This is a genomic window from Streptomyces sp. NPDC027962 (assembly GCF_055566095.1).
The window spans coordinates 15,635-27,064 of record NZ_JBVHTA010000067.1 but is presented as its reverse complement, the minus strand read 5'-3'; the positions used below and the strand labels follow the sequence as shown (position 1 = coordinate 27,064).

General features: G+C 71.5%; 11 protein-coding genes. 4 read left to right on the top strand and 7 right to left on the bottom strand.

From position 1 onward, the window contains the following. The 3 genes from ACZ4SA_RS35470 to ACZ4SA_RS35460 form a co-directional block, all read left to right on the top strand. A partial coding sequence (locus tag ACZ4SA_RS35470; protein WP_468282456.1) for a laminin G domain-containing protein occupies positions 1 to 2,228 on the top strand: 2,228 nt, incomplete at its 5' end. A 161-nt stretch (positions 2,229 to 2,389) separates the two neighbouring features. Beyond that, the gene (locus ACZ4SA_RS35465) at positions 2,390 to 3,226 is read left to right on the top strand and encodes a MurR/RpiR family transcriptional regulator (RefSeq protein WP_468282453.1); all 837 of its coding nucleotides are present in this window, start codon (positions 2,390 to 2,392) and stop codon (positions 3,224 to 3,226) included. A gap of 158 nt (positions 3,227 to 3,384) precedes the next feature. Next, positions 3,385 to 3,945, top strand: coding sequence for a hypothetical protein (locus ACZ4SA_RS35460; RefSeq protein WP_468282450.1), 561 nt, complete (start codon positions 3,385 to 3,387; stop codon positions 3,943 to 3,945). A 4-nt stretch (positions 3,946 to 3,949) separates the two neighbouring features. Here the strand turns inward: ACZ4SA_RS35460 and ACZ4SA_RS35455 are convergent, their stop codons facing one another. From ACZ4SA_RS35455 to ACZ4SA_RS35425, 7 genes are all read right to left on the bottom strand, one after another. Next, entirely contained in the window at positions 3,950 to 4,321 is a 372-nt protein-coding gene (locus ACZ4SA_RS35455; protein ID WP_468282448.1) for a hypothetical protein, read from the bottom strand. Positions 4,322 to 4,454: 133 nt separating this feature from the next. Next, positions 4,455 to 4,841: a roadblock/LC7 domain-containing protein gene (locus ACZ4SA_RS35450; RefSeq protein ID WP_468282446.1), complete on the bottom strand. Its 387-nt coding sequence runs from the start codon at positions 4,839 to 4,841 to the stop codon at positions 4,455 to 4,457. A 79-nt stretch (positions 4,842 to 4,920) separates the two neighbouring features. Next, positions 4,921 to 5,730: a transcriptional regulator gene (locus ACZ4SA_RS35445; RefSeq protein ID WP_468282443.1), complete on the bottom strand. Its 810-nt coding sequence runs from the start codon at positions 5,728 to 5,730 to the stop codon at positions 4,921 to 4,923. Then, positions 5,727 to 6,125 carry a hypothetical protein gene (locus ACZ4SA_RS35440; RefSeq protein ID WP_468282440.1) on the bottom strand — a complete coding sequence of 133 codons (399 nt, stop codon included), beginning with the start codon at positions 6,123 to 6,125 and terminating at the stop codon, positions 5,727 to 5,729. Before ACZ4SA_RS35440 ends, ACZ4SA_RS35445 begins: the two co-directional genes overlap by 4 nt. A 155-nt stretch (positions 6,126 to 6,280) precedes the next feature. Beyond that, entirely contained in the window at positions 6,281 to 7,660 is a 1,380-nt protein-coding gene (locus ACZ4SA_RS35435) for an APC family permease (RefSeq protein ID WP_468282437.1), read from the bottom strand. A gap of 105 nt (positions 7,661 to 7,765) precedes the next feature. Next, positions 7,766 to 8,230: an SRPBCC family protein gene (locus tag ACZ4SA_RS35430; protein WP_468282434.1), complete on the bottom strand. Its 465-nt coding sequence runs from the start codon at positions 8,228 to 8,230 to the stop codon at positions 7,766 to 7,768. 49 nt (positions 8,231 to 8,279) lie between these two features. Beyond that, complete coding sequence (locus ACZ4SA_RS35425) at positions 8,280 to 9,614, bottom strand: type III PLP-dependent enzyme domain-containing protein (protein ID WP_468282431.1); 1,335 nt, start codon at positions 9,612 to 9,614, stop codon at positions 8,280 to 8,282. A gap of 106 nt (positions 9,615 to 9,720) precedes the next feature. Here ACZ4SA_RS35425 and hutU point away from each other — a divergent pair, with 106 nt between their 5' ends. Next, the gene (hutU, locus tag ACZ4SA_RS35420; protein ID WP_468282428.1) at positions 9,721 to 11,382 is read left to right on the top strand and encodes a urocanate hydratase; all 1,662 of its coding nucleotides are present in this window, start codon (positions 9,721 to 9,723) and stop codon (positions 11,380 to 11,382) included. Positions 11,383 to 11,430: the final 48 nt, after the last annotated feature.

Genomic DNA, 11,430 nt, shown 5'->3' with positions numbered 1-11,430 from the left:
GCAAGTTCTCGCGGCTGACCCTGCAGTTGCGCGCGCACGACGAGTCGGACACCTCCGCCTGGAAGCGGTTCCGCAACGACGCCGTCCTCGCGGTGAAGTACGTGGCGGTCCCCGCGCTCCCCAAGGAGGTCGGCCTCGTCGCAGGCTCCGGCCTGGTCTGCTCCACCAACGCCAACGACCCGGCCGTCGTCTCCGACCCCACACCGCTGGTGACAGGACGTCCGCAGACCGCATCCGGCGGCGAGTCGGGAGCGAACCTGCGGATCCGGTGGCGCACGGACCGGTGGAACGGCACCTCCTGGGTGACGGCACACACCGACGTCGACAGCCCGACCTCCGGCTACGCCGGCAACCTGGTCAAGCAGTCGAAAAGTCTGCCGACCCTCACCGAGGGCACCAAGTACCGGCTCAAGGCGCTGACACTCTCGTACTACGAGGACGGGTCGAACCGGTTGAACACCGGTTACACCACACCGTGCTACTTCACGGTCGACACGACCGCGCCGAAGGCGCCGACGATCACCGTCGGGGCTCCCTACACCGAGTGCACAGCCAACGCGTGCGCCGCGGGCGGCGGTCCGGGCGTCAAGAGCACCTTCGCCTTCGGCCCGGCCGTCGGCGACAGCAACGTGGCCTACCAGTACCGTCTCACCCAGACCGCGGCCTGGAGCAACGCGACCAAGGTGGCCGGCGGCTGGCAGGCCGCCGTCACCCCCGACCGCTCCGGCACCTTCCGCGTGTACGCCCGTGCCCAGGACGAGGTCGGCCGCTGGGGCGCCCAGCAGGTCGTCGACTTCCTGGTCGCCGCGGGTGAGGGGCCGGTGGGCCGCTGGCACTTCGACGAGGCCACGGGAACGGCGGTGGACTCCGCCACCGCGGGCGGCTCGGCCCGCCACGACGCGTCCCTCGGCGGCACCGCCACCCGGGACGACCGGGGCCGCCGGGGCGTGATCACCCACGACGCCGCCGGTGTGCCGCTGGCGACGCCGGTCACCGACAGGGGCCTGTCCCTCGACGGCAGCGGCGCGTACGCGGCGACCAGCGGCCCGGTCCTGGAGACCCGGTCCGCCTACACGGTGTCCGCGTGGGCACGGCTGAACACCAAGGCGCAGGACGCGATCGTCCTGTCCCAGGACGGCGCCAACTACAGCTCCTTCCTGCTGTGGTACGAGACGTCGTACGACTCCTGGGTGTTCGGCGTGAAGGAGAAGGACGAGGACACCGGTACCGCGTACTTCGGTGTCCGGGCGAAGGACATCGCCCCCGTGAACGCGTGGACCCACCTGGCGGGTACCTACGACCCGGCCACCCAGGAGCTGCAGCTCTACGTCAACGGCCGGCTCCAGGGCTCGCGCACCGTCCCCGGATCCTGGTCCTCCTCCGGCTCCTTCAACATGGGCCGGTACCTGTGGGCGGGCAGCCGCTACTGGGCCTTCAACGGATCGATCGACGAGGTGGCGGCCTGGCAGCGCAAGCTGTCCGCCGCGGAGATCGCCGACGAGGCGCGGCTGCTGACCTCGGACGGCTTCGCCGGCGCCGAGCTGGTGGCCGACTGGTCCGCGTCCCGGGCGTCGGGGACCACGGTCGCCGACACCACGTCCGGCTACGGCAGGAACCTCACCATGTCGGGCGGGGCGGCCGTCGAAGGCGACGAGATCGTCCTGGACGGTGTCGACGACGCGGCGACCGTCACGGGCCCGGTGATCGACGACACGGGTTCCTTCACGGTGACCACGCAGGTGGCGCTGGACAGCGCCCAGCTGCTGGGCAAGAACGTGGGGCACAAGGGCCAGATCGTCGGGCAGCGGACAGCGGACGGGTCCGCCTGGGGCCTGTGGTTCGAGCTGTCCGGGAAGGACACCGTCGTCGACCCGGAGACCCTCGAGGAGAAGACGGTGCCGGTCGGCAAGTGGCACTTCGGGCGGCTGGGCGCCGACGGCACGTTCTCGTCCGTGGTGTCCGAAGAGGTCGCCGAACTGGACAGCATCGTGCGGCTGACCGGAATCCACGACGCCCAGGACGGGACGATCTCGCTGCGACTGGGCCATGTGCTCAACGGAGCGCCCGAGACCTACGTGGCCCGGATGGGCGCCGGGGACTTCGCACTGGGCAGGGCCTTCACCTCCGGGGCCTGGCAGCACCACCTGCCGGGCCGGATCGCGGAGGTCCGGTTGTGGGCCGGTGCGATGGCCGGTGATCAGCAGATCGCCGAGCAGATCGGGGACTGACCGGCCCCCCACCGCGCCCCGGCGGGCGGCACGCCTTCCACAGGCGGGCCGTCCGCCGGGGCGTTTTCTGCCGGACGTACTGGGCTTGCCTTGCCCGGCCTGTATATCGTCATGCAGTGTTCTTGGTGACTGAATAGGCGGGCCGGAGGATGGGGGATGGCATGAGCGACAGCCCTGCCGCACGACTGCAGCAGCTGTTCGAGGGGCACCGGCTCACCCCCACCCAGCGCCGCATCGCGCACAGCATGGTGCGTCGCGCCGCCGACGTGCCGTTCCTGTCCAGTGTGGAACTGGCGGAGCTCGCCGGGGTGAGCCAGCCGTCCGTCACCCGTTTCGCCGTCGCCCTCGGCTTCGACGGCTACCCGGCGCTGCGCAGGCATCTGCGCGAGGTCGTGCCGCCGGAGACCGTCACCGGCGGTGACGCCTACAACGAGTACCAGCAGGCCGTCCAGGCCGAGATCGAGAATCTGCGCCGGCTCGCCGAGATGCTCGCCGAGCCGGCGCTCGTCGAGCGTGCCGGGCGGCTGCTCGCCGCCTCCCGGCCGCTGCCGGTGCTGGGGCTGCGGGCAGCGGCCCCGCAGGCGCGGGGGTTCGCCTACTTCGCGGCCAAGGTGCACCCGGACGTACGGCTGCTCGACGAGGGCGGCTCGATGCTCCCGGACCGTATAGACGCCGCCCTGCGGGCCGGTGCGAGTGCGCTGCTGTGCTTCGCCCTGCCACGGCACCCCAAGGAGGTCGTCGAGGCACTGGAGTACGCGCGATCCGTCGGCCTCACGGTGGTGACGGTCGCGGACTCGGCGTTCGCCCCGGTCGCCGCGCACAGCGACCTGCTGATCCCGGCGGCCGTCGGCACCGGCCTTGCCTTCGACACGGCCTGTGCGCCGATGCTGCTCGGACGGGTCCTGCTGGAGGCCATGTGCGACGGACTGCCGGACGCCCAGGCCCGGCTGGAGGACTTCGACGCACGGGCGGCCGAGCGGGGTCTCTTCGCCGAGTGAGGCTCCGCCCGGACTCGGGCGGTGCTTTCTCTGGCGGCCGGCCGACAACTCCGCCCGGATGCCGGGCGGTTTTTCTCAGGCGGCCTTCAGATACGGCCGCTATCCTCCGCGCCCACGGCATGGATCGGCCGTGCGGATCTCTCGGAGGGAGTACGGAAGTGGGGCGCGGTACGCAGTCGCTGGCGCGAGTGGCGGTGGTCGTGAGGGCAGGGGCGGCGCCCCTGTGGTGGCTGGGCGTTCTGGCCGCCGGGACCGGTCTGTTGCTGCCCGGTCTCACCGGCCGTCGTATCGGTGTCCTCGCGGGGGCCGCGCTGTTCCTCGTGACGGCCGCCGTGGTCGCCCTCGTACGCCGCGGCCGCTACACACATCTCGCGTCCTGCGCCACGCGCGCGGGACGGCACGATGTGCTGCAGGACCGCCGGGTGACGCTGCGGGTGGTGCGGCGGCCCCGGATCTGGTGGCTGCCGGCCGCCTTCCTGGCCGCTGTGGCGAGCTCGCTCGTGCTGCCGGCCGCGGGCGGGGCGGTGCTGGCGGGTGCGGGGGCGGGCCTGTGGCTCAAGGCGGTGTGGCTGGGCCGGCGCGAGCGCGCCGACGAGGCGCTGCTGTGGATGCGTACCGACTGGCTGGCCGCCGGTGCGGTGGGCAGGCCGGTCAAGGGTTTTCGCACCACCGGGATCGCGGCCGGCGACGCCGCGCCCGGAGGGGCGCGGCGTCGATAGGGGCTCAGATCTCCAGTTCGGCCTCGATCTTCTTCAGCTGGTGGCGGGCCATCGCCAGGTTCGCCCGCTCCTTGTCGAGTGCCAGGTACAGGAACAGTCCGTTGTTGCCGCGGCCCTTCATCAGCCGGATCAGGTGGTACTGGGAGCCGAGTGTGATCAGGATGTCCTCGATCTCGTCCTTGAGGCCGAGGTGCTCCATCGTGCGGACCTTGGCGCGGACCACGTCGGTGTTGCCCGCCGCGGCCACGTTCAGATCGAGGTCCTTGCCGCCGCCGACGGTGCCCAGCGCCATACCGCTGGTGTAGTCGACGAGCGCGGCGCCGATGGCGCCCTCGATGGTGGTGGCTTCCTTGAGCGCGGTCTCTGTGTTGGCCATGGCAGGCGTACTTTCCTTCCGTCCGGTGGTTGTTCTTGCGGTGGTGCGGCGGGGCCGGGTGCTTCGGCCGGCCCGTTCCGGTGGTCGAGCGGGTGGTGGTTCCGGGGGGTTCGCGGGGGCGGCGGCCATCGGGTCAGGCGTCCTGGGTTCGTTCGAGTGCGGCGTCGACCAGCACGCCGACACGGGCGCCGGCCCGACGGGCCTCGAGGTGGAGCCGGCCCACGTTGGTGCGGGGCTCGGCCAGCACGGTCAGCACGGCGGAGGCACCGGCCGCGTAGGTGGCCACGTAGCCCGACTCGCCCCGGACGAGCAGCTCCTTGAAGCTCCCCTGCCCGGTGGTCTCGGTCAGCCGCTGCGCGACCGAGAGCGCGGCGGCCGTGAGGGCGGCGACGCTCTCCGGCTCCGTGGTGTCCGCCGCCAGCACCAGCCCGTCGATGCTCGCCGCGAGCACGCCGGTCAGCTGCGGCATACGGGCGCGCAGGCGCCTGATTTCACCGAGCACCTCGGTCTCGGCCGTCATGAGCTGTCTCCTCTCGGCGCGCAGCCTCAGGGCGCGCCTCATGACGCGGTGCGCAGGGCCCGATGGGTCGTGCGGAGTGTCACAGGCTTGCCTCCAGAGCGTCGCGGAGCCGGCGTAGCAGGGCGATGTCCGGGTCGGCGGGGAATTCGGCGACCCAGGCGGGCAGCGGGGCGGGATCGGTCATGGCCGGCCCGGCCGGTGTCCCGACGAGCCCGGCCGCGGCCATCCGCCGTACTTCCAGCAGGGTGTTGAACGCCGGCCGGCCCATGGCCCTGGCGATCGCCGAGGGGGTGCGGACACCGTCGGCGAGCGCCAGCAGGGCCCGCTGTCTGGGGGTGGCCGTCGCGCCGTACCCGGGCGGGAGACGCCACAGGGGCGCGGTGTCCACCTCCGGGTGGGGCCAGACGGAGTCGAGCAGCCCGCGCCGCCTGCGGGCCTCGCGGGCCACGGCCGCGGCGGGCACGGGACGCACGGTGCCGATCCAATGGGCGACGCCGTAGCGGAAGCGGGTCGGCCCGCTGCCGGGCGCCAGGGTGAAGAACGCGGCGTCGTGGAGGGCGCCGAGGTGGCAGATCTCCAGCTCCCCGTCGGCGACCTGGCCGCTGTCGACGAGGAAGCGCGCCACCTCCCGGCGCGCGCCGGCCCTGGCGACCGCCTCGTCCCAGCCCGTGCGCGGGAGGCGGCCGCCCGCCGTCAGGAGGACGTCGAGGCCGGGCGCGGCGGGGCTCTCGGCGTGCACGACCAGGCCGTCGGCGAGGTAGAGGGCGCCGTGGTCACGGACGAGGACGCCGGTGGCCCGTTCCTTGGCGAGCCGGCCGAGCATGGGCGAGAGGGCCGTCACGGCGTCCGTGGTCGCGTCTGCCACTTCTGCGGTCACTGCTGCGGTCATCCGAGGACCAGCCGCTCTGCGAGGTCCGCGAGGCGCAGCCGGGCGAGCGCCAGATTGCCGGTCTCCCGGTCGAGCCAGAGATGCAGGAACACACTGCTGTCGAACGTGGTCTCCACGAACCGCACGACGTGGTACCCGGTGCGGGTGGTGACGATGAGGTCCTCGACGGGTAAGCCCTTGAGGCCGTCGGGGTGGGCCTGCTCGGAAGCGAACGACGGGTATTCGGCGGCCATCCGGGCCAGTTCGGCCGTCTCCGCCGCCGTCGCCTCGTGGTCGCCGCCGGGGGTCTCTCCGACGGCGCCCAGGGCGAGCCCGCTCGTCCAGTCCACGATGGAGGCCCCTCGGGCCCCCGGCACCACCATGGCCTGCAGCAGGCACTCGTCGATTCCGGGCACGCGGACTCCCCTCCCCGCCTCGGTGTGCCGCGCACGAACGCGGCAGTGACGGAGAGGTTACGCACCGTGGTGCCGGTCGGGGTGAGTTCTGGCAATTTCCAACGGAACATGCGCACGCACGTTAAGATCCGCCCCGAACCGTACGAAGCGAGGCTCTATGCCTCCCCCCGGCCGGCCTCCTCCTCGTGGCCCAGCTTCAGCATCACCTTGTTGACGCCCCACAGCACGATGCCGATGGCCAACAGCACGCCGGCCCGGATGTAGACGTCGGCCGCCCGGTCGGCAAACGGGCTGGCCAGGATGATCGCCGTGATCGCGCCGAGGACCGGCAGGATTGTCGGCGTACGGAAGTGCGGGTGCTCCACACGGTCCTTGCGCAGCACCAGCACGGCCACGTTGACCACCGCGAAGACGCAGAGCAGCAGGAACGCGGTGGTGTCTCCGAGCCCCTCGATCTCGCCCGTCGACACCAGACCGATGGCCAGCAGGGTCACGAACACGATCCCGGTGACGGGGGTGCGGCGCCTGGGGAGGACCTTGCCCATGCCGCGCGGCAGGACCTTCTCGTTGGCCAGCCCGTAGCAGAGCCGGGACGCCATCATGATGTTGATCAGCGCGGAGTTGGTGACCGCGAACAGGGCGATCAGCGCGAAGAGCCTGGGCGGGAAGTCGACGCCGCCGGCCTTGACCACCTCCAGCAGCGGGCCGCTGGACTTCTCCAGCGTGCGGTAGTCGACGAGCAGCGACGAGATCAGCGCGACGAGCACATAGATGGTGCCGGTGATGCCGACACCGATGAAGATCGCGCGCGGGAAGGTGCGGACCGGATCGCGGGTCTCCTCCACCATGTTGACCGAGTCCTCGAAGCCGACGAAGGCGAAGAACCCGAGTGCTGTCGCCCCGAGGACGCTGGTGATCAGTGCGTATCCGGTGCCGGAGGCCTGGAACTCGCCCAGCCTGGAGGGCTCGCCGCCGCCGGCGATGACGGCCCAGGCGCCGATCGTCAGGATCACCAGGAGGCCGGTGAGCTCGACGGCGGTCAGTACGACGTTGGTCTTCACGGACTCCGACACACCGCGTAGTGCCAGCGAGGCGAGGGCGACGATGAAGAGGATCGCGATGAGGGTGGGCGGAATGGCGTCGGTGAACTCCTGGAAGTAGTCCCCGCTGAAGGCCCGGGCGGCGGCGCTGGCCGAGGAGAGGCCGGAGCACATCACCATGAAGGCGACGATGAAGGTCAGGAAGGGGATCTTGAATGCCTTCTGCGTGTAGAGCGCGGCACCGGCGGCCTTCGGATACTTCCCGACCAGTTCGACATATGACGCTGCCGTCAGGATCGCGACCACGAAGCCGATCGCGAACGGCAGCCACAGGGCGCCGCCGACCTTGCCCGCCACCTTGCCCGTGGTGGCGTAGATGCCGGTGCCCAGAATGTCGCCGATCACGAAGAGAATCAGCAGCTTCGGCCCGATGACCCGTTTAAGAGCCGGCTGCCGGTCCGGTGAGTCCTTGGACGTCGGTGCGGATGTGGCCATGAGGCACCTCTCCCGTAGTCAGATGGGAAAGTGTCTGCCCTGTGCGCCCTCTGTGATGCTTGGGTGCGCCCAGGTGGGCGGATCCGATGGAGAGCCGCTGCCGTATCAGCCGCCGCGGCGCTCGACCGCGGCGGCGACGTCGTCGAGATCCCTCGCTATCGCCTTGCGCACCGCTCTGGCGCCGAGCGGGCCGAAGACCTTGGCGAGCAGGCCAATGAAGCCGCCGGGCGACTCGGCACCGAACGTCAGCCGGACGGTCGTCGCCTGCACGCCGGCGGGGACAACGGTGAACTCGGAGACGTAGTGGGTGCCTTGTGAATCGGCCTCCACCACATAACGCTCGGGCGGCTCGCACGCCGTCACGTACATCTCCTCCGTGGCCTCCTTGCCCAGCATCCGCCGGGTCTCGCGCCACCGGGTGCCGACGCCGAAGCCGCCTTCGGTCAGCACCTCGACCTTCTCCACGCCGCTGAGTGTGCGCTCCCAGCCCCGGATGTCGGTCAGGGCATCCCATACGGGACCGGGCGGCGCGAGGATCAGACGCTCGACGACAACGCTGCTGGCGGCCATGGCTCCATGGAACCACCCGGGTGGGACAATCGCCCCTGCTGTTCGTTCGTCAGCCGAGCAGCGCGTCCCGTTCCGCTCCGCCGGACTCCGCGACGACTTCCTCGACGCTCTGGGCCGCCCGCACGGTGGTGAACCGCACCCCGCCGTCCTGTCCGGCCGTGAAGCCGTGCACGGCGGGCCTGGGCAGGCTGTTGTAGCCGTAGTGGCTGGAGAAGTAGTACGCGCCCGTGTCCAGCGCCGCGATCACGTCGCCCGCCTCCAGCAGCGGCAGCCGACGCCGCTCCGCCAGCAGGTCACCGGCGAAGCAGGCCGGCCCGGCGATGTCCTGCTCGACGCCCGGCCCGGCCTTGGGCAGACCCTTCGCGTCGTACGCGGCGATCCGCAGCGGCCAGGACACGGGGTCGTAGACGGTGCGGGTGGCGACCTGGACGCCCGCGTGGGTGACCGCGATCGGCCGGGAGCCCGCTGACTTGGCGTACTCGACCCGGGCGAGGACCGTGCCGTGCTTGGCGAGCAGCGAGCGGCCGAACTCGGTGACCAGGCCGTACCGGCCGTCGAGCAGCCCCGGGACGCGTTCCTTCAGCAGTCCGGCGTAGTCGGCGAAGGCGGGGGTGTGCTCGTCGGAGGAGAAGTTGACCGGGAGGCCGCCGCCGATGTCGATCGTGTCGATCTGCCGCCGGCCGGCTGCCGCGTTGATCTCCTCTGCGAGTTCGTACAGCGCGTGGATGCCCTGCGCCATGCGGGCCGGCGCCATCCCCTGGGAGCCGGAGTGGGCGTGCAGCCGCGTCATCCAGGGGCGCTCGAGGCAGGCCCGTACGACGCGTTCCCGGGCGCCCGCGTCGTTCAGCGCCACGCCGAACTTGGACGTGGGGGTGGCCGTCGACAGCGCCCCGATCGAGCCGCCGCCGACCTGCGGATTGACCCGCAGGCCGAGCGGCGAGGCGGGCTGCGCGGCGGGGCCGGCGGCGTCGGCGGTGACGAGGGTGTCGATACGGTCGAGTTCCTGCCAGTTGTCGGCGTTGACGGCGATGCCCAGGTCGAGGGCCTCGCGCAGCTCGGCGACGGTCTTGGCGGGGGAGTCGAGCACGATCCGGTCCGGCGGCAGGCCGGCGGCCCGTGCCAGTGCGAGCTCACCCGGGCTCGCGACCTCCGCGCCCATGCCCTCCGCGTGCAGCAGCGCGAGGACGGGCACCAGGGGGGCGGCCTTCACAGCGAAGGCGTGCAGCACCGGCGCGTCGGTGACGGCGGCGAACGCGGCCCGCAGGGCTGCCACCGACGAGCGGATACCCGCCACGTCGAGAAGGGCGGCCACGGGCCGCTCCTCGGTGAGAAGTCCCTGTTCCACGGCCGCTCGTACGGCCACATCCCGGCGGTCGACAGTCATGCCGCCAGCCAATCACCCGGCGGGTCGCGGCGCAGCGGTTGACTACATCTATTCATGAAGCGACTATGTGAATAGAAAACCCACATCGTTGCGAGGAGGCATCGCCATGTCAGGACCCCGCCCCGTACGGGCTCCGCGCGGTACGGAACTGAGCGCCCTGGGATGGCAGCAGGAAGCCGCCCTCCGCATGCTGCAGAACAACCTCGACCCCGAGGTCGCCGAGCACCCCGACAAGCTCGTCGTCTACGGCGGCACCGGCAAGGCCGCACGCGACTGGCGCTCCTTCGACGCGATGGTGCGCACGCTGCAGACCCTGAAGCAGGACGAGACGATGCTCGTCCAGTCCGGCCGCCCCGTCGGTGTCATGCAGACCCACGAGTGGGCGCCGCGCGTCCTCATCGCCAACTCCAACCTGGTCGGCGACTGGGCGAACTGGGAGGAGTTCCGGCGACTGGAGCAGCTGGGTCTGACCATGTACGGCCAGATGACCGCCGGCTCCTGGATCTACATCGGCACGCAGGGCATCCTGCAGGGCACGTACGAGACGTTCGCCGCGGTCGCCGCCAAGAAGTTCGGCGGCACCCTGGCCGGCACGATCACCCTCACCGCCGGGCTCGGTGGCATGGGCGGCGCCCAGCCGCTCGCCGTGACCATGAACGACGGCGTCGCGATCTGCATCGACTGCGACCCGCGCGCCATCGAGCGGCGCATCGAGCACCGGTACCTGGACGTCAAGGCCGACTCCCTCGAGCACGCGCTCCAGCTCGCCGTCCAGGCCCGCGACGCCCGCCGCCCCCTCTCCATCGGCCTGCTCGGCAACGCCGCCGACCTGCTGCCCCGCATGCTCGCCGAGGGCGCGCCGGTCGACATCGTGACCGACCAGACCTCGGCCCACGACCCGCTCGCCTATCTGCCGACGGGCGTCGACTTCGACGACATGGCCTCGTATGCGGCCAAGGACCCGGCCGGATTCACCACCCGCGCCCGTGAGTCGATGGCACGCCACGTGGAGGCGATGGTCGGCTTCATGGACGCCGGCGCCGAGGTCTTCGACTACGGCAACTCGATCCGCGGCGAGGCGCAACTGGCCGGCTACGAACGCGCCTTCGCCTTCCCCGGCTTCGTTCCCGCGTACATCCGGCCGCTGTTCTGCGAGGGAAAGGGCCCGTTCCGCTGGGCGGCGCTCTCGGGCGAGGCGTCGGACATCGCCAAGACGGACAAGGCGATCCTGGACCTCTTCCCTGAGAACGAGTCCCTGCACCGCTGGATCAAGTTGGCCGGCGAGCGCGTCCACTTCCAGGGCCTGCCGGCGCGCATCTGCTGGCTGGGCTACGGCGAGCGCGACCGCGCGGGAGAACGCTTCAACGACATGGTGGCGAGCGGCGAGCTGGCCGCGCCGCTCGCGATCGGCCGCGACCACCTGGACTGCGGCTCCGTCGCCTCCCCGTACCGCGAGACCGAGGCCATGCTCGACGGCTCCGACGCGATCGCGGACTGGCCGCTGCTGAACGCGATGGTGAACGTCGCCTCGGGCGCGTCGTGGGTCTCCCTCCACCACGGCGGCGGCGTCGGCATGGGTCGCTCGATCCACGCCGGCCAGGTGTCCGTGGCGGACGGCACGAAGCTCGCGGGCGAGAAGATCCGCCGCGTCCTGACGAACGACCCGGGCATGGGCGTGATCCGCCACGTGGACGCGGGCTACGACATCGCGGAGTCGGTGGCCGACGCCAAGGGCGTCCGCGTCCCGATGCGAGAGGGCGACGCATGACCGGCTCTGCGGGCCATCGTCCCGCGGGGCAGCGGGGGCACCGCCCGG